The organism is Bacillus sp. MUM 13, from assembly GCF_001866725.1.
GTDB lineage: Bacteria > Bacillota > Bacilli > Bacillales > DSM-1321 > Peribacillus.
Genome location: NZ_MLYQ01000068.1, coordinates 16,795 through 35,994, shown reverse-complemented (window position 1 = coordinate 35,994; position 19,200 = coordinate 16,795). Strand labels below are relative to the sequence as shown.

Annotated in this window: 17 protein-coding genes and 1 pseudogene; 13 read left to right on the top strand and 5 right to left on the bottom strand. The window is 42.1% G+C overall.

Annotated elements, in window-relative coordinates; translation table 11 throughout:
* Positions 1-39 precede the first annotated feature (39 nt).
* The 4 genes from BIV59_RS16260 (at position 40) to BIV59_RS16240 (ending at position 4,098) form a co-directional block, all read left to right on the top strand.
* On the top strand, positions 40-987 hold the full coding sequence (locus BIV59_RS16260) for an aldo/keto reductase family protein (RefSeq protein WP_071352504.1): 948 nt from the start codon (positions 40-42) through the stop codon (positions 985-987).
* 60 nt (positions 988-1,047) lie between these two features.
* Complete coding sequence (locus tag BIV59_RS16255; RefSeq protein ID WP_071352503.1) at positions 1,048-2,088, top strand: oxidoreductase; 1,041 nt, start codon at positions 1,048-1,050, stop codon at positions 2,086-2,088.
* Between the two features lie 379 nt (positions 2,089-2,467).
* Positions 2,468-3,421 (top strand): glycerophosphodiester phosphodiesterase, encoded by a 954-nt coding sequence (locus tag BIV59_RS16250; protein WP_083392216.1) that lies wholly within the window; start codon positions 2,468-2,470, stop codon positions 3,419-3,421.
* 254 nt (positions 3,422-3,675) lie between these two features.
* Positions 3,676-4,098 carry an organic hydroperoxide resistance protein gene (locus tag BIV59_RS16240; protein WP_071352500.1) on the top strand — a complete coding sequence of 141 codons (423 nt, stop codon included), beginning with the start codon at positions 3,676-3,678 and terminating at the stop codon, positions 4,096-4,098.
* Between the two features lie 121 nt (positions 4,099-4,219).
* Here BIV59_RS16240 and BIV59_RS16235 read toward each other — a convergent pair whose 3' ends face one another.
* Positions 4,220-4,666 (bottom strand): MarR family winged helix-turn-helix transcriptional regulator, encoded by a 447-nt coding sequence (locus BIV59_RS16235; RefSeq protein WP_071352499.1) that lies wholly within the window; start codon positions 4,664-4,666, stop codon positions 4,220-4,222.
* A gap of 167 nt (positions 4,667-4,833) precedes the next feature.
* On the opposite strand from BIV59_RS16235, the gene BIV59_RS16230 reads away from it, so the two are divergent.
* From BIV59_RS16230 to BIV59_RS16220, 4 genes and pseudogenes are all read left to right on the top strand, one after another.
* A complete protein-coding gene (locus BIV59_RS16230) occupies positions 4,834-5,154 on the top strand; it encodes an iron-sulfur cluster biosynthesis family protein (RefSeq protein WP_071352498.1) in 321 nt (106 codons plus the stop codon).
* 190 nt (positions 5,155-5,344) lie between these two features.
* Positions 5,345-5,579: pseudogene (locus BIV59_RS24330) on the top strand (insertion element protein); the annotation flags it as partial.
* Positions 5,580-5,688: 109 nt separating this feature from the next.
* Complete coding sequence (locus BIV59_RS16225; protein WP_071352497.1) at positions 5,689-6,618, top strand: alpha/beta hydrolase; 930 nt, start codon at positions 5,689-5,691, stop codon at positions 6,616-6,618.
* Between the two features lie 262 nt (positions 6,619-6,880).
* Positions 6,881-9,157, top strand: a complete 2,277-nt coding sequence (locus BIV59_RS16220; RefSeq protein ID WP_071352496.1) for a sensor domain-containing protein — start codon at positions 6,881-6,883, stop codon at positions 9,155-9,157.
* A 67-nt stretch (positions 9,158-9,224) separates the two neighbouring features.
* Here the strand turns inward: BIV59_RS16220 and BIV59_RS16215 are convergent, their stop codons facing one another.
* The 3 genes from BIV59_RS16215 to BIV59_RS16205 all read right to left on the bottom strand — a co-directional run bounded on the left by BIV59_RS16215 (position 9,225) and on the right by BIV59_RS16205 (position 11,979).
* Positions 9,225-9,851 (bottom strand): MarC family protein, encoded by a 627-nt coding sequence (locus BIV59_RS16215; RefSeq protein WP_083392215.1) that lies wholly within the window; start codon positions 9,849-9,851, stop codon positions 9,225-9,227.
* Between the two features lie 207 nt (positions 9,852-10,058).
* Entirely contained in the window at positions 10,059-11,039 is a 981-nt protein-coding gene (locus BIV59_RS16210) for an ABC transporter permease subunit (RefSeq protein WP_071352494.1), read from the bottom strand.
* A gap of 1 nt (position 11,040) precedes the next feature.
* Positions 11,041-11,979: an ABC transporter permease subunit gene (locus BIV59_RS16205; protein ID WP_071352493.1), complete on the bottom strand. Its 939-nt coding sequence runs from the start codon at positions 11,977-11,979 to the stop codon at positions 11,041-11,043.
* 210 nt (positions 11,980-12,189) lie between these two features.
* Here BIV59_RS16205 and BIV59_RS16200 point away from each other — a divergent pair, with 210 nt between their 5' ends.
* The 3 genes from BIV59_RS16200 to glpK all read left to right on the top strand — a co-directional run bounded on the left by BIV59_RS16200 (position 12,190) and on the right by glpK (position 16,619).
* Entirely contained in the window at positions 12,190-13,893 is a 1,704-nt protein-coding gene (locus BIV59_RS16200; RefSeq protein WP_071352492.1) for a methyl-accepting chemotaxis protein, read from the top strand.
* Positions 13,894-14,237: 344 nt separating this feature from the next.
* Positions 14,238-15,062: an MIP/aquaporin family protein gene (locus tag BIV59_RS16195; RefSeq protein ID WP_071352491.1), complete on the top strand. Its 825-nt coding sequence runs from the start codon at positions 14,238-14,240 to the stop codon at positions 15,060-15,062.
* Between the two features lie 66 nt (positions 15,063-15,128).
* Positions 15,129-16,619, top strand: a complete 1,491-nt coding sequence (gene glpK, locus BIV59_RS16190) for a glycerol kinase GlpK (protein WP_071352490.1) — start codon at positions 15,129-15,131, stop codon at positions 16,617-16,619.
* A gap of 294 nt (positions 16,620-16,913) precedes the next feature.
* Here the strand turns inward: glpK and BIV59_RS16180 are convergent, their stop codons facing one another.
* Complete coding sequence (locus BIV59_RS16180) at positions 16,914-17,318, bottom strand: HIT family protein (RefSeq protein ID WP_071352488.1); 405 nt, start codon at positions 17,316-17,318, stop codon at positions 16,914-16,916.
* Positions 17,319-17,874: 556 nt separating this feature from the next.
* On the opposite strand from BIV59_RS16180, the gene BIV59_RS24490 reads away from it, so the two are divergent.
* Positions 17,875-17,958, top strand: coding sequence for a putative holin-like toxin (locus BIV59_RS24490; protein ID WP_481747444.1), 84 nt, complete (start codon positions 17,875-17,877; stop codon positions 17,956-17,958).
* A 111-nt stretch (positions 17,959-18,069) separates the two neighbouring features.
* Positions 18,070-19,035 (top strand): quinone oxidoreductase family protein, encoded by a 966-nt coding sequence (locus BIV59_RS16175; RefSeq protein WP_071352487.1) that lies wholly within the window; start codon positions 18,070-18,072, stop codon positions 19,033-19,035.
* Positions 19,036-19,200 lie beyond the last annotated feature (165 nt).

The window sequence follows — 19,200 nt, the reverse complement described above, 5'->3', positions numbered from 1 at the left end:
AATGATATAATCAATTAAACGGAGTGGAGGAAAGGGCACATGAAGTATCGCCGACTGGGAAGGACTGGCTTAAAGGTGAGCGAAATCAGCTTAGGAAGCTGGCTTACATATGGCAATTCAACTGAAAAAAGTAAAGCGGTTTCAACGATTGAAGCTGCCTACAGCTTAGGCATTAACTCCTTCGATACGGCCAATGTGTATGCAAGGGGAGAAGCTGAAAAGGTTGTAGGAGAAGCCTTGCGCAGGTATCCGAGGGAATCCTATGTACTCGCAACAAAGGTCTTCGGCGCGATGGGGGATGGGCCAAATGACAAAGGGTTATCAAGAAAGCATATTTTCGAGCAGCTGCATGGCAGTTTAAAACGGCTTCAGCTTGATTATGTGGATATCTATTACTGCCACAGATTTGATTCGGAAACACCGCTTGACGAAACGCTACGTGCACTTGATGATATGGTCCGCCAGGGTAAAGTGCTGTATGTAGGGGTAAGTGAATGGACAGCTCAGCAAATTCAGGCTGCACTTGGAACGGCAGATCGATACCTGCTGGACAGGATCGTTGTCAATCAGCCAAACTACAGCATGCTGCACCGTAATATAGAAAACGAAATCATTCCGGTCAGCTCACAAAACGGCATCAGCCAGATTGTATTTTCTCCGCTTGCCCAGGGTGTGCTGACAGGGAAATATAAAAGAGGCCAAAACCTGCCGGATGAAAGCAGGGCAAGGGATCCGAAAGCCAATATGTTTATGGAAAGGCTTCTTTCTGATGAGGTGCTCCTAAAGGTAGAACAGCTAGAAAAAACAGCGAAGGAACTGGACATTAGCTTATCACAGCTTGCGATTGCCTGGATCCTGAGACAGCCGAACGTTGCCAGTGCTCTAATTGGAGCAAGCAGGCCAGAGCAGGTCGAGGAAAACGCAAAAGCGGCTGATGCACATTTGCCAGATGAAATTCTAAAAAAGATTGATACAATACTGCAATGAACGAAGCAGCCGGGAGATGATCCATCTTCACTGGCTGTATTTTATTTTGGGAGGCTCATTATGACGCTGAAAATCGGATTTATCGGGTTCGGCAAAAGTGTAACACGCTATCATCTTCCATATGTCTTAATTAGAAGTAATCTGGAAGTCAAAATGATATATAACAGAAGCAAAAAGGAAGAGCAGGAAAACCAGTATAAAGGCCATGGAATAGAATTTACTGATGATCTGCATCAATTGCTTACTGATGAAGAAATCCAGCTGGTTTCTATCTGCACGCCGCCAGACACTCATTATGATTTTGCAAAGCTGTGCCTCGCCCATGGTAAGCATGTTCTGGTGGAGAAGCCTTTTACCGAAACGGCCGAAGAAGCAAAGGAGCTTCTAGAGCTTGCAGCAGAAAAAAACCTCGTCATCATGCCGTATCAAAATAGAAGGTTTGACAGTGATTTTCTGGCGATGAAAAAAGTGCTTGAGGACGGATATACAGGTGACATTGTTGAGATAGAATCTCATTTTGATTATTTCCGTCCATATGCACCAGATCAGAAAGGAAGCCGCTATGACGGGGTTTGGTATGGCCTTGGCGTTCACTTGATTGATCAGGCTGTATCTCTGTTCGGGAGACCGCGTGCGGTGTATTATGATATCCGCTCAGTCCGTAACCCCGTTAACCCTAATGATTATTATCATGCAGAGCTTTTTTACGATCATTTTAAATATATTGTTAAAACCAATCATCTAGTCAAGAGTCCTTACCCTTCCTTTATTCTTCACGGCAAAAATGGAAGCTTCATTAAATATGGAATGGACAGGCAGGAGGAGTTTTTGAAAGAAGGGAATGCTCCGCAGGATAAGGGTTTTGGTGCAGATGAACCTGGTATGTACGGAAAGGCCATATATCTGGATGGATCCGGACAAGACAAAGTACAAAAAATTGCCTCACCCAAAGGAGATTATGGCATGGTATATGATGCCGTGTACAGCACCATTGCCAACGGTCAAGAGAAATTAGTCAGTGATGACGATATCTTGACCGTTATGGAAATTCTCGAAAATGGGCTGAACCCTGAAAATCCTGTGATCAAGCCACTTTCATGATAGCTCGACTAAGGATGGAAAAGTGCAATGGCCCCGCCTTCGCCAAATGCTTTGATAGCCACTCACGCTATCTGCCCTGAATTTATGATAGCTTTTCAATTTGAATTTTATTTGTCAGCTGCATAAATGATTGTAAAGTTTTTAGGAGAGTTTAATAAATAGAAAGCAGGCAGATTCAGATTTTTTAACAAAAAAGACGAAAAAAGGACTTTGTTCCCGGATGTTTGCATATCAAAAATGATGCCGTCCTGCATTTTCTAGTGTTAATTTCCTGTTTTCCTTATATGTCATGGCATTTACAGGATATTCACTTCCGCTTAACATTTTTCTATTACAATGGGGATATCAATGGAAGGGAGAGAGGAAATTGAAAAAAACGATGAAAAAGGCAGGATTGCTGATTATGAGTGCAGGCTTTATTTTTCAGGCGGCAGGTATTCATGCTTCCGCTCACCAAAAACTGGAAAAACATGAGAAATATGAAAAACACGGGATTGCCCCGGTTTATGAAAATAGGGTCATTACCATTTCCCACAGAGGTGCATCAGGTTATGCGCCCGAACATACTCTTCCTTCCTATCAGTTAGGCAAGGAATTGAAGGGGGACTATATTGAGATTGACCTGCAAATGACCAAGGACGGCCAACTGGTTGCTATGCATGATGAAACAGTTGACCGCACAACGAATGGAACAGGAGCGGTTAAGGATTTTACTCTGCAGCAGCTTAAAAATCTGGATGCTGGCTCATGGTTCAATAAGAAATATCCTCAATATGCAAAGCCTGGATATGCAGGGTTAAAAGTTTTGACACTGGAAGAAATATTTAAGGAATTTGGAAGAGACTCTAACTATTATATAGAAACGAAGTCTCCTGATGTATATCCGGGTATGGAAGAAAAGCTTCTTCAGCTCCTGGAAAAATACAAGCTTACAAGTAAAAACCCTAAAACAAGCCATGTTCTTATTCAATCCTTCAGTAAGGAAAGCTTGCTGAAAGTACATGAAATGAACAGGAAGATCCCGCTGATCCAGCTTTTATCGTACAGCCAGCCAACTGACATCACGGATGATGAGCTTGAGGCCATCAAAAAATATGCCATTGGAATAGGACCTAATTTCAGCGGTATCAGCAAGGAATATGTAGAGAAGACCAGGAAGCACCACTTGTTTATTCATCCATATACCGTCAATGATGAAGCTGATATGAAAAAAGCCCTCGAATGGGGAGTGAACGGAGTATTTACCAATTTTACTGACCGCTTTAATGACGCGATAAAGGAATTTAATGCTGAGAAAGAAAACGATAAAAAAGAACATTCACAAAGAAAATAAACACCAAAAGCTGATCCCTGAAAAGATCAGCTTTTTTTATTGGTTTTTTAAAGTACATTGTACGGTGCTGATTGAAGCCGAAGGCCAATACTGCGGGTTGTGCATGCTCTGGAACTATCTTCGAAAAGTGAATATATGCAGTGAAACAGCAGACGAGAATTCAGTATCAAAAAAAGGCTTGAATTTTCACTTATAGTTTTGTAAAATTTAATTGTGCACAATTAAAATAAAAAAACGAAAAGAGGAACTATATTATGACTGAACCATTATTTACTGCATCTGTAACTGCTGTTGGCGGACGTGAGGGAAGAGTGGAATCATCGGAAGGCAATTTAACATTAGATATCGCTATGCCTGGCACTCCAAGGAAGAAAAAAATTCCTGATGCTACAAATCCTGAACAGCTTTTTGCTGCTGGATATTCTGCATGTTTTGACAGTGCGCTGCAGCTGATTGCCAGAAAAGAAAGGGTCTCCTTTGAATCCGAAGTAACTGCTAACGTGAGTCTTGTAAAAGATGAAAGAGATCAAGGATTTAAATTAGCGGTAAAATTGCAGGTGAAAGGCAGCGGGATCGAAAAGGATCAATTAGAGGAGCTAGTGCATAAAGCACATGCATTCTGTCCATATTCCAAGGCGACAAAAGGTAATATTGAAACAGTGCTGGAAGTTATCTAATACAATGAAGAAGGGTGCCTTAACCAGGCACCCTTCTTCATTGAAAGTGAAAGAGGATATTTTTCGATACCTTATTTCGTGCTGCCAGAACGATACAACTTTGACCGACGCTGCAATTTACTTATTCATTATTTTTATGCAGCATATTCAGCAGCTGGAAAAGAGAAGCTTTTAGGGATGTGTATTCTTCCTCGCTGTTCCCGCTCAATTCAAAGATGCGGCCGGGGATGGAGGCAGCTTTTTGCTTGAGCTGCATTCCTTTTTCTGTAATCCCGACGATTACTGAGCGTTCATCCTCGGGAGAACGTTTCCTTTGCAGCAGCCCATTCTGTTCCATTCTCTTTAGCATAGGAGTCAGAGTACCGGAGTCCAAATAAAGCAGTTCTCCCATTTTTTTCACCGTTAGCTTTTCCTGGTCCCATAGCAGCAGAAGAGCGAGATATTGGGGATAAGTTACGTCCAGTTCTTCGAGCAAGGGCTTATACTGCTTCGTCATTTCCCTGGAACTGGCATATAGAAGAAAGCAAAGCTGATTTTCCAGCTTTAGTTGTTCGAAATTATCAGACATTATGTCACCATCTTTTTATTTTCTAATTCATACACTATTTAATTACTACTATAACCTCTATTGGCCATTTAATAAAATAAATCGCCATTCAATAAGGAGCTCAATAGGATAGCGGCCTTAAATTTGGGGTATATACTTATTACATGAAATAAAGGAGAGTGAAGGGCATGGAGGTTACCATCAAACCGGCTGCCGCGGCTCAATTAAAGATGATTGAATTTAAGGAAAATGAAGGAGTCAGGATTGAAGCCATATTTGTGGGCAGCTGTTCCTTATATGCCGAACATGATCTTCGCATTGACCAAAAAGGACCACAAGATGACTTATTCATTACGGAGGGAATTCCCGTTTTGGTATCGAAGGAAAGCCAAAAGCATCTTTTTCATAAAATCTCTTTAGATTACAGTCCAGCCCTCGGCTATAAGCTATCTTCGGATGAAGAAACCTATCGCTACAATTTGCAGCTTAAACATCATAAAAACAGCTAAAGCCTTTTAATAATGGGTTTACTTTAAAGGTGCAAACAAGTAAAACACAAGTGAAAACACATTTGAATTCACAGATTAATTCTGAATTGTATCTTATGAACTTGACCGTTAAACACAAACTCTTGGCGAAACGCCTCGGACTTAAAACTGGATAGTCAAGATGCCTGTCCAACAGCTCGTCTGAGGTTATAGGTTCAGGAGAAGTTTATCTATACTTGAAAGACCGTTAGTAACAGCTAGTGGCGGCGGTAAAAGTTATATCTATGCAAACTTCAATCCAAAGTATGCTAAATGGCTGTCTTCGGACTTACTACAACTTTTGTTTAGGAATCCATACAAAGGGAAAAGGAAATTTAACTCCTGCACAACAGCTTGGCATTACTGACAAACAATTTACCTTGAATGATATATTGTATTTCAAGTAAAACCTGATGATTTGGGTTTTATTTTTTTGGGGGGGAATATTTAAAATATTTCGATATATTTTTGATCTTGATGGTATAATTTTTAAAAAAATTGAGGAGCGTGAATATCGTGTCGGAAACAAAGTTTGTTGAACTTCAAAAAGAACTTTTTGGCTTATTTGAACTAGGCAGATACGATAAAGTACATTCACTGATTGAAAAAGCACAGGTTGAATTTCCCGAAAGACTAGATAAAACAACTTTTTGGAGCGCTTGTGTTTATTCTGTTCAAGGAAACCAAGAAAACGCCATCGCAGCTCTTAAAGAGGGTTTGCAAAAAGGAATATGGTGGAATCCTTTGACATTAACTCATGACCAAGATTTAAATAACCTCCAAAACATCGAGGAATTTAAAATAATAGTAAATGTGTGCCGGGAAATTTTAGAAAATCACAAACATATATCTAAATCCCAACTGTTTACTTACGGAAATGATAAATCAGATACAGGATTATTTTCTTTGCATTGGCGGGGTTCTAATGTGAAAGATTTCGCTCCTTATTGGTTTGACAACAGTTTGTTAGAGGATTTTCTTTTTGCATTTCCGCAATCATCTCAGGTCTTTGGATACAACGCTTATTCCTGGGACAATCAAAATATTGCAGTTGAAGAAATTACGGTATCATTCATGGATTTCAAAGAAAAATTTAATACAAAACAAGATATCATTACTGGTGCATCGCAAGGCGGTAAATTAGCGATTGAACTAAGTTTAAATGGAAATGTTCTTGGAACAAAAGGATTTATAGCAGTTATTCCTGCAATTCAAGATGTGGCTTCCTTTGAAAGTTTATTAGTTGGAAATGGAAATGAAATTAAGGGTTGCATTATCACGGGAGATAAAGACCCTTTTTACAATAAAACCGTTGAATTAGTAAAACTTTTAGAAGAAAACGAATTTCAATGCAAATTGATAGTCAAAGAGGGATTGGGTCATTTCTTCCCTGCTGATTTTACTGATGTATTAAAAGAAGCCGTTGAATTCATTCATAAGACTTAAAAGTAAATATTGGATACCTAAAAAGAGCTTGAAATAACTTAAGCTCTTTTCGCGATTATTGTTGCTTTTTGAACTGTGAACTGATGTTTTTTCACCCCAAAAGTAAACCCGCCAGCATTTTAATCAGGCTTTTTTTGTTTATCTTGGCTTTTTTGTAAGCGGAACAAAGGGAAGCTATACAATTTCAGCTATAGTTTCCGATAAAAGTATAGAATGTCGAAAGCACAAAAATGTCTATGCTGAATAATGGGAGACTATCATAATGAAATTAGATTATAAAAGTAAAAGCTGGAGCTGGCCAGTTTTATTATGTGCGTCAGCCATTCTGCTGGCGATGCTCAAGGAAGTATGGGAAGCCAGGTTTCCTGAAAAATGGCTGTATTTTCAATTTGTTGAACTTATCATTATAATTGGCAGCACTTTATTGCTGTATGTATTGTTTACTGGCCATAAAAGGACCACAGGGGAATTAATTACAAGCAATCAAAAGCTGAACAGTATTTTCGACACGCTGGATGTTGCAATTTGGTCACATGATATGAAAACGGACAAGCTTATGATTTCTGCTGGGATAGAGAAGCTTTATGGCCGTTCCCTGGATGAATTTTATAGAGACCACAGCTTATGGAAAAAAGTAATCTACAAACAGGATTTATATGTTTTGAAAAGTAGGGAGGCAGCTTTCAGCGCGCGCCAGCCTGTAACGAGTGTTTATCGGATTGTCCTTCCTGATGGAGAAATACGGTGGATTCAGGACCGGGGAATTCCGTCATTTAATGAAGGCGGGCAGATGATTAGTTTTACCAGTGTTTTGCTGGACATCACCCTCCGCAGGGAAAGTGAGGACCGCTACCGAAGCCTTGTTGAAATGTCTCCGGATATTATTGTGGTTGTGAGCCGCGGTAAATTAGATTATATCAACGATACAGGCAGCAGGCTTGTTGGTGCCGGCGACCCCCGTGAGCTAATAGGGAAGCCTGCCACACAATTTGTCTCACCTCAAACGCTGAAGTCAGCGAAAGAAAAAATCCTGGCCAAATGGATCAAAGAAACGGAAAAGCTCAGATTTGAGATTGAGGCATTCCGGATCGACGGGGTTGTTATGGACGTAGAGATATCGGCCATGCCAATTATGTATGAAGGAAGGCGGGCATGGCATATCGTCGGGAGGGATATTACAGAAAGAAAAAAAACGGAAAAAAAGATTCAGCATATGGCCTACTATGACTCCGTGACTGGCCTTCCCAACCGCAATATGCTAAACCGCAAGCTTAATACCATATTGAATAAGCCTGGGGATAAGTCATTAGCTGTCATTTTTCTTGATTTGGATCGATTTAAGCTCATCAATGATACAAAAGGACATACAACCGGGGACCTTTTGCTCCGCAAGGCAGGAGAGCGGCTCACATACTCTGTGCAGGATGAAGGGCTGGTATCACGGCAGGGAGGAGATGAGTTTCTGATTCTGCTTGAAAATACGGATAAACAAAAAGCGGAAAAAGTGGCACGGCGGATTTTAGATTCTTTTGCTTCTCCTTTTTATCTTGATATGGAAGAATACTTTATCACACCAAGCATAGGAATCAGCTTGTGCCCTGCTGACGGTGAAGATCAGGATACACTGATCAAGCATGCTGATAATGCCATGTACCTGGCAAAGGACGCGGGCAAAAACACCTTTAGATTTTATTCGCGTGATTTGGATAATACATCCATGCGAAAGATGGAGCTCGAGAAAGGGTTAAGAAAGGCATTGGATCAGAAGGAATTTTTTCTTCAATATCAGCCTCAGGTTGAACTGGAAACGGGGAAGGTTATCGGAGTTGAGGCCCTTATCCGGTGGAGGCATCCTGTGCTTGGCATTGTACCGCCAAATGAGTTCATTTCTTTGGCCGAAGAAACCGGGCTGATCGTGCCGCTTGGAGAATGGGTGTTAAAGGAGGCATGCAGGCAGAACAGGTGCTGGCAGAAAGCAGGGTATACACCAGTGCCTGTAGCAGTCAATATTTCAGTGCGGCAGCTGCAGGAGGACTCATTTATCAAAATGCTTCAAAAGATCATTGATGAATCAGGACTGAGTCCCAAATATCTTGAACTGGAAATTACAGAGAGCATCATGCAAAACATAAAAAGATCCTCTCTTATTCTTAATGATCTCAAGAGGCTGGGGATAGCTTTATCTATCGATGATTTTGGGACGGGATATTCTTCATTAAGCTATTTAAAGCATCTTCCCATTGACCGGATTAAAATTGATAAATCCTTTATTGATGACATCATGGACCCATTGAATCATGGCTCCATAGTGAAGGCAATCATTGATATGAGCCTGAACCTGGGATTTGAAGTAATCGCTGAAGGAATCGAGAATGCCGAACAAGTGCATTTTCTTCTGCAGAATTCCTGCGAAATCGGGCAAGGGTATTATTACAGAACACCTTTGGATTCACAAGAGATAGAAGATCTTCTTCAAGAAGATCATCGTTTTCTTCCTGCTTTAGAGGAAGCTGAAGTGAAAACAAAAAAAGAGCGCTGAAGCACGTAATTGTGCCCAGCGCTTTTTTTCATGAATGGAGACACGGACTTTCAAATCAGCCATCCGTCTATATGTGAGGAAATAATCCATGTATACCTTCTGCAATCATTTGGATTGCCATTACAGCAAGGATAAGTCCCATCAGCCTGGATATTACATTCAATCCGTTTTGTCCAAGCTTGGATATGATAGAAGTAGAATAATAAAAAAGAACAAAGGTAACGGCAAGGATCAATGTAAAACTGATGAATACGGTCAAAAGGCTTGAAACGGAATGTGTGGAAGTGTGAGCCATGACCGTTGCAATTGTACCTGGTCCTGCCATGATAGGCAATGCAAGAGGAGTGATTGATATATCATCCTGCTGCTTTGCTTCCTGCTGCTCTCCTTCATGAGGCGTTTGTGCCCTCGAGTTTTTGGCATGCAGCAGATTATAGGCTATTCCAAAAATTAAAATGCCGCCCGCTACACGAAAAGCATGGATTGTGATTCCGAAGGCAGAAAAAATCAAATTCCCTAAAACCAGAAATACAGTAAGGATGATAAAGGAAATAATCGCAGCTTTTCTTGCCGTCCTGCGCTTCTCACTGACAGAGTATCCACTTGTCAATGTAATGAATATTGGGATATTGCCAAGCGGGTTCATGACTGCAAAAAAAGAAACAGTCAGTTTTAAAATAAGAGCCAGCAACATATACACTCCTTTCCTGGATGTACAACATTTTTTCCGGATGAACGGGCATCCCCTGCTGGGAGCCCTTTTCATTTAACTGGCCATCAGCGGAGTTTCTGAAAGGAAATCTGTAAGGGCAGTTTCATTTTATCTTACCCAATCCCTCCTTAAACCTAACAGTAAAATCCGTAATTTTAAAAAGTGAACCCGCACCCCTGCTGCAGAAGTCTATAAGTTTGTTCCCTTTTTACTCCCTTTTCCAAGCAGCGATTGGAGCATGAAGAGTCTTTGAGCACGCCGCCTTGGCAGTGAAGAGCTTTCACGGGACTGCCGTTCAAGCTGGCGGATTCCTTCTCCAAGAGCAAAGAAAGACAGCATGGAAAAAATGATAAAGCACGATGCGGATATCGGTATCCACGGCGCCACATTAATATCATTGATAATATTCGTCAGATAGATGGGCCAGAGATTTGCTGTATTCACCACCCCGTAAAAGGTGGGTCCTGGCCCGCCGGGAAGCTGGATGAATTTTTGGGACAGGAAGATATTAAAAATGCCTAATTGCCCGATCAGAAAAAGCATGTTCCCGATATGTGTGGACAAGGAGGAGAGCCATTGCGGAAGGCAAATCGGCCAGTAGTACCACTTAAATAACCCTTTCATGCCTGTCCCGGATACCATGGCTGCTTCATAATAGGTTGTCTGGTGAATGGATTGGATGTTTTTTTCAATAACCTCCGCTATCTTGCCTGTTTCTAAGACAACCAGGATAATAAACATCCAAATGGGACGATGCTGTGAAAAAATAAAAAAGGGAATGGTAACAATGAACATAAAAAAGAAGATCAGCGGAATGCGGGAAAATAAATAATTCCATCCCTGCAAAAGTACTTTAATGAATGGAAAATGAGCTGAACTGATACCAAGCGGAATAGCCAGGGCAAATACAGCGGCACTTAATCCTGCACCTGTGAGCAAGGTGGTTTTCGTTCCTAACACAAGGACACTGAGCACATCTCGTCCTTTCCTGTCTGAACCCAGGATGAAATCGCGTGATGGATGGTAGGGAGGGAGATTGAAAAATGAATGAAAATAGCTTCTTGTTGTAAGCTGTTCATCAATTCCCGGCAGATAAGGTCCAAAAATAATCAGAAAGAGCAACAGTCCCAAGCCAGTTATCCCAAATATGAAGGATGTATTAGTTTTCATTTCAGCTGGTCCTCCTCTTAACAGGATTCACAAAATGGGACACAATCTGGGTCAGCCATTGGGTGATAAGAAGGATCAGCGTGAAGAGCAGGCTGAAACCAATGACGGCGGAAGTGTCAATTGGCATGGGTGCTCCGGCCATGAAGCTGCTTTTAATATGAAGGGCAGACACCAATCGTAATCCTATGCCCCTGTATTGAGACATAAATTCGACAATGAACATCCCTGATAAAAGGGTCATCATGACCGGGATGCTCTGCTGCAATAGATTTGGCCAGCAGTTGCGGAGCGTGTGCCGCCAAAGAACGGCTCTATCGCCGATTCCCTTGGAGCGGGCAGTCAGGATATAATCCCTTCCATCCTCATTTTCGAGAGCCTCTGAAGTATATCGGGCTATAATGGCAGCGGGATACATGCTTACAAATAGTATAGGAAGGAAGATATTATACCAGTGTTCATCTCCGTATATATCCACATCAGGGAAGCCGTATTTTCCAGCTTCAAAAAGAATTGTCTGTATAAACATAATTGAAATAAACTCGGGAACGGACTGTCCAAGCCACGTTGCATTTTTTCCGAAAATCCGGCTAAAGCCGCTTTGGTGGTTATAATCATAAATTCCCTTGAAGACGCCGGCGATAAGACTGATGATGAGGGCTGGAAAGATGACTTTTGCACTTCTCCAGCCGTAATGAAGCATCTCAGTTTCAACAGGCAATTCATAAGCGGTGATGCCAAGGCTTTTATGTACTTTTACATCCTTTAAGTAATCTTTTATATTGTTTTCATAGGCTTCCCAGCTAAAATGGTATTCCATAATATCATCATAGCCAACACGATGTGATTCAACATCTCTTGGAAGAAGCACTATCAAAACTAATAGGCAGGCGACAATCCCCCACATCAGCAAACTGCCAAATAACTTGAGCAGCAATCTCATTACTTAACCCCCTTTTTATCTCTTCAAATAGTAACAGTAAAATAATACCAGATAATTTTTAATGTTTCGATAGTTTCCTGCAAATGCAGGAAAGAGAGGACTTTGTAAAACCCGTGTAAAGTTGCTGTAAAGATTGGACTGAAGCAATAAATAATCATTTTGGCGCTCCGATAAGAAAAAAGTACCAATTTTCCGAAAGGGGCAAAAGAGATGCAACGTATTAGGCTGACTATCGGCAGAAAGCTGCAGGCCACTTTTTTATCCATGATTCTTTTATTGGGAATGATGGGAGGGTTCAGTATTTATTGCTTTTATAAAATGGAAAACTCATCTGAAAAAATCGTTAAGGATATTTTATTGGTACGGACTGTTACGGCTGATATGCTGACACAGCTGGTTAACGAGGAAACCGGTACAAGAGGATACCTTGTTACAGGAGAAGAGAAATATTTACAGCCTTATATGGAAGGAAAAGCAAAGCTGCAAAAAGATATAGGGATTCTAAGAAGCAATCAGGCATCCAATCCGCAGATGAAAAAATTGCTGACAGAAACGTTCCCTGATTTAAGCCATCTTCAATGGCACTATGAAAAGCAGATATCTTTAATTAAACAAGGGCAATTAGATCAAGCGTCAAAGGATATCGAAGGCGGAAGAGTTTATATGGATTCTTTCCGGAAAATACATAAAAAAGTGGAACAGGACAATATGAAACATACGGATCAAGCTCTGAAAAAGGCAGAAGATGGTGCAAAACAAGCGATGATTCTGATTGGTGCCATTGTTTCAGGATCCCTGCTGCTTGCCATGCTGCTCGCACTGTACCTGACACGTTCCATCGTCAGGCCGGTCAAAAGAATGACGAAGCAATTTAAAGAAATTGCTGAAGGGGGAGGGAATTTAACAAAACAGTTAAAGGTACAGGGAAGCGATGAACTTGGCGAGCTCGCGGAATATTTTAATAAAACCTTCAGCGTACTGAGAAAACTTATGATTTCTGTGGGAGACGCTGCAAACCAGGTTGCAGCTGCTTCTGAAGAGCTGACAGAATCATCCTCAGAAACCTCTGGGGCTGCAGCAAAGATATCAGCTGCGATGGATGAAGTGGCAGCGGGAAGCGGACAGCAGCTCAGTTCGTCATCCCAATCATTGCATAAGAGCCTGCACCTGGCGGGGAAGATAGAGAGCCTTTCGTTATCTGTAGAGGAAGCGGCTCTAAGGAACAAGCAAGCGCATGAAAGGGCTGATGAGGGAGCTGATGCTGTGAGAAAAACCTTGTATGTTATGGAGGATGTACAGGACAAAATGGGCAGCACAGCTTCTGCCATTTATGAGCTTGGGACACAAGTTAAAAGCATAGAATCTATATTAAGTATGATTAAAAATATTTCCAGCCAGACAAATCTGCTGGCTCTTAATGCTTCAATTGAATCTGCACGGGCAGGTGAAGCAGGCAAAGGATTTTCTGTTGTAGCAAATGAAGTGAGGAAGCTTGCAGAAGAAACGAATATAGCTGCAGAGGATATTGGGAAATTGGTCCGGGAGGTTCAGGTAAGTTCACATATCGCTGTTAATGGGATGGAGGAAGGAACCGCCTCCATGGATAAGGGTGTTTCATTTGTCAAACAGACTGTAGCTTCTTTCCGGAATATTTCACTATCAGCAGCATCAGTATCTGAAAAAACGGCAGAAGTACAAAATATGGTTGAAGAAATGTCTAGTTCTGTCCGTTATTTAACGGAAGAATCTGAACAGGCAGCTGTACTTTCCAAAGAAACAGCCAATAATACAGCAATAGCCGCTGCATCGGCGGAAGAGCAGCACTCATCATTGGAAGGAATAGCGGTGTCGGCAGAAAAGCTATCAAACCTGGCAGAATCCCTGCTGACATCTGTTGGACAGTTTAAAGTTTAGTTACCGCTGCAGAACAGGAATTTTCTGTTCTGCAGGACTCCTTAGGATGAAAGTAGTCTGGCAGAGGGAACGGATAAAATTTTTTAGAGCAGTTCTTTTTGTCCAAAAAAATAGATACATATTATATGACACTCCTAATCTCTGCAGTTTACGGAATTTTCAATTATTTAATACAAATAATTGACAACGCTTACAACCTGTCATATACTTCTATTAAGTTAATGATTGTGACGGAGATTAGGAGATCACGCAAACATACTCTAACCTTAGGGTTAATCTGTTTGCTGGTCTCTTTTTTTATCTCTAATAGAAAGAAATGAAAAAACAAAAAGGGGGAAAAGGAAATGACGCCATTTTGGGGAGAGCTTGTGGGCACGATGATTTTAATTGTTTTTGGGGCTGGAATCGGAGCGGGAAGCACACTGAAAAAATCTTACTCGAATAATGCAGGCTGGGTTGTTATCACTATTTCCTGGGGACTTGCAGTAACTATGGGAGTATTTGCAGTAGGTTCCATCAGTGGCGCCCACCTAAATCCGGCAGTTACACTGGCCCTTGCCATTAATGGAGATTTTGCATGGGCGGATGTGCCAGAGTACATAATTGCCCAGATGTTAGGAGCGATTCTTGGAGCAGCCATTGTTTACCTGCATTATCTGCCGCATTGGAAAGCGACGGATGATCCTGCTGGAAAGCTTGGTGTCTTTTCAACTTCACCAGCCATCCCGCACACTTTTTCAAACCTTCTAAGCGAAATCATCGGGACATTCATCCTAGTGCTTGGCCTTCTGTTCATTGGTGCCAATAAGTTCACAGAAGGCTTGAATCCTATTGCAGTCGGTTTGCTGATTGTAGCAATCGGCATGTCTTTGGGCGGAACAACAGGATATGCGATTAATCCCGCCCGTGACCTGGGCCCGAGGATTGCACACTTTTTGCTTCCGATTGCAGGAAAGGGAGGCTCCAACTGGGGATATTCCTGGATACCTGTGGCTGGGCCGCTGCTTGGAGGTTCACTGGGAGCTGTATTCTATAAAGCAGTTTTTAAGGGTGAAGTGCACGCAGCCTTTTGGATTGTAGCGATTGGAACGCTCGTAATTTTAGGCCTTGCTGCTCTTTTTGGAAAAAAAGGTTTAGCTTCAAATAAAGGCATTAACACCTCGGCTTAAGATTAGCTGCGGCTGACTACTGGGTAAAGTACCGCTATAGAATGATATTTAGGAGGAGAATTCGAAATGGAAACGTATATCTTATCACTGGATCAGGGGACTACAAGCTCAAGGGCTATTTTATTCAATAAAAAAGGGGAAATTGTCCATACTTCCCAGCGTGAATTTACCCAGATATTCCCCAAGCCGGGATGGGTTGAACATAATGCTAATGAAATCTGGGGCTCTATCCTTGCAGTCATTGCCTCCTGCCTGTCAGAATCCGGAGTGAAGCCGGAACAGGTTGCCGGAATCGGAATCACAAATCAAAGGGAGACCACTGTTGTATGGGATAAAAAAACAGGGACTCCAGTTTATAATGCAATTGTCTGGCAGTCCAGGCAAACAAGCGATATTTGCTCAGAATTAAAAAGCCAGGGACATAATGATACCTTCCGTGAAAAAACAGGGCTGCTTATTGATGCCTATTTTTCCGGAACAAAAGTAAAGTGGATTCTGGATAACGTAGATGGTGCCCGCAGCAAGGCGGAAGCCGGTGAGCTTTTATTCGGGACCATGGATACATGGCTGATCTGGAAGCTTTCAGGAGGAAAGGCGCATGTAACGGATTACACGAATGCATCCCGCACACTTATGTATAACATATACGACTTGAAATGGGACGATGAATTGTTAAGCATTTTGGGTGTGCCAAAATCCATGCTTCCTGAGGTTCGCCCTTCTTCGGAAGTATATGCCACTACGGTTGACTATCATTTCTTCGGAAAAGAAATCCCGATTGCCGGAGCAGCGGGAGATCAGCAGGCAGCCCTTTTTGGCCAGGCATGCTTCGAGCAGGGAATGGCAAAAAATACGTATGGAACAGGCTGCTTCATGCTGATGAATACAGGAGAAAAGGCTGTCCAGTCCCAGCATGGCCTGCTTACTACGATAGCGTGGGGTTTAAACGGGAAAGTAGAATATGCATTAGAAGGCAGTATATTTGTCGCCGGATCAGCCATTCAATGGCTTCGTGACGGACTCCGGATGCTAAAGACTGCTCAGGACAGTGAAGGCTATGCCAAAAAAGTAGCTTCCACTGATGGAGTATATGTTGTGCCTGCATTTGTAGGCCTTGGCACACCATATTGGGATAGCGATGTCCGGGGTGCTGTTTTTGGAATTACGCGCGGTACTTCGAAGGAACACTTCGTCAGAGCCACCCTTGAGTCGCTCGCATATCAGACGAAGGATGTGCTGGATGCCATGGAGGCCGATTCCGGCATTCACCTTAAAACACTGCGGGTTGACGGCGGGGCAGTCAAAAATGATTTCTTGATGGAATTCCAGAGCGATTTGCTGAATGTACCGGTAGAACGTCCGGTGATTAATGAAACGACAGCACTGGGAGCCGCATATCTGGCAGGCCTTGCTGTGGGATATTGGGAAAGCCAGGAGGATATCGCCAAGCAATGGGCCATTGATAAAACCTTCGGCCCAACCATGGAGGATGCAGACCGTAATCAATTATATGAAGGCTGGAAAAAGGCCGTAAAAGCTTCTATGGCTTTTAAATAAGAAAAATCTGCATCATGCTTCCGGATTGCGGATCATTGGCGTCCGGAAGATAAGTGATGTGATTGCGGGGAAACTGCTGAACAAAGCGCCGTCCAGCCGGGAGAAGCTGCTTGAAAAATCATAAAGAATAGCGTATGTAATATTGTCAGTCCGCTCTCCGGTTAAGATGCTTCGCGTTCCGGTGTCATGCATTTACTGCGACCAGCATCGTGCTGTTACTGGCCAATCCTCACAAGGCCGCATTCCTTTTTTTCAGGGATGTGGCCTTTTTTATATGAAAAAGGCTTAAAGCATTTACAGACATTCGGTTAATTTCATTTGCAATAATTCAAAATCACTATCATTTATATCGAAATCTGGTTCCACCCATGAGAACCCGTCCCCATTAAATCTTGGTATAATATGCATATGATAATGTTCCACATCCTTGAAAATACCATTATTCTGCATAATAGTTATACCGTCAGTATTAAATAATTTTTCAAGCGATTGAGCAATCTTTTGAGCAGAGAGGATAACTTCTGAAAGGCTGATTGAATCGACTTCGCTGAACTCTTGATAGTGTGTTTTGGGAACAATTAATACGTGACCTTTATTTATTGGGAATTTGTCCAAAAAGCAACAGACATAATCATTTTCATAAACAATATACGCTTCCTCTCTTTTTGAAATAATCTCACAAAATATACACAATTGCATTTTCCCCCTCCTAATTATAAGAAAATAGACTCATTCGATGAAAATGAGCAAAATCCTCTTTTAATAAAAGTTGTTCTTTTGTACGCAACTTATTCACTTCATCTATTAATTCTCTTAACTTCATACCATTACCTCCACAGGTTCTGTTTTTAAACACATGTTCGTGGAAATCAAATCACAATAAGCACCTATAAAAAGTAAAAATTACCCTCCTGTTCCCTAAGCAGCAAACTTTACGAGTTTTGTAAAAGGCTGTTTTCGTAAACTTTGTTGCTATGGAACAAGGGGTTGATTTCCGCTACAGGATGCTCCGCTTTCCGCGGGGCGTGCGCTGAGCCTCCTCGCCTTGCGTCTGCGGGGTCTCATCTGTCACGCTAATCCCGCTGGAGTCTTCGCACCTTTCGCTCCAATCAACCTGCTTTAACAATAGATTTGCCTCGAAATCTTATTAAATAACAACAACCTTTAAGAAAAGAGCCTATAAAAAAGGCCAGGCCTCTTATGTATAGGACAATCTGGGGCCCGGGGAAGCTGAATATCAAGGAGGCGATCCCAAATGGATACATTTGAAATTTTATCTTTGATGATCAGTTTTGGAATGTTTCTTCTCTCTGTTTTGAATTTTCGGGACCATCATTAAGACAATGGAGCTGCTCCGGTTTATGGAAGCGTTGAAATTTTGAAATGTTGTTCCTCATCATGTAGACTTTTGATAAGCAAGAACAAATTGATTAAATTGTGAGGGAACCACATGAAAGCATTAGTGTTTGAATCTTTCGGCGGACCGGAAGTATTGAAAGTGAAAGAGCTTGAAACACCGTCTTTTGGACGTGATGAAATACTGGTTAACATGAAAGCGATTGGTTTAAATTTTGCGGATGTTTATAGAAGAAAAGGAAATTACCATCTTGCCGGAGAGCCTCCGTATATTTTAGGATACGAAGGTGCAGGCATTGTTGAGCAAGTCGGCTCTAATGTGACAGAAATAAAGCCGGGAGACAGGATCGGATTTGCCGATGTTCCTTATGCAAATGCAGAATTTGTCGCTGTTCCATTGGATAAGGCGGTACCGCTCCCTGAAGGCATTTCGTTTGAAACAGCCGCATCAGTTCTGCTGCAGGGGCTTACCGCACATTACTTAGCGAAGGACAGCTATACAATCCAAGAAGGTGACACTGTTTTAATTCATGCAGCGGCCGGCGGTGTTGGAGGGCTGCTTATTCAAATGGCGAAGCTGAAGGGTGCAAGAGTCATTGGCCTGACATCCTCTGAAGCTAAGATGGAAACAGCAAAAGGGGCAGGTGCAGATCAGGTTTTCCTTTATGATCAGCCATGGCCAGAAGAGGTGCTGAACTGGACAGATGGCCGCGGCGCGGACGTGGTTTATGAGTCAGTGGGATCCACCCTGATGGATAGCTTTAAAGCAGTGCGTACAGGGGGAACAGTTGTGTTTTACGGAATGGCTGGCGGAGATCCGGTTTCAGTTGATCCCCGGATGCTTATGGATACCTCAAAAACGCTTACCGGAGGGGATCTTTGGAATGTCCTGACTTCCCGTTCAGAAAGATTATCACGTTCAAATGAGCTGTTTCAATGGATTCTGAACAACAAGGTGAAAATTGCTGAACCGGCTATTTATCCATTGGAAGATGGGGCGCTTGCACATCAATTTCTGGAAAGCAGAAAAAGCACCGGAAAAATCTTGCTGATACCATAAATTCCGGGCGGCTCTGCTTTATCGCAGAGCTGCTTTTTTCGGTTCAATGAGCGATCTCATATTTAAATGAGGTTAAATGGGGCGAGCTTCCTGGAGCGGAAATCAATCACCTTGTTCCAATGGAGCAAAGTTTACGAAAAAAGCGTTCATTTGCATTTGAAGGAG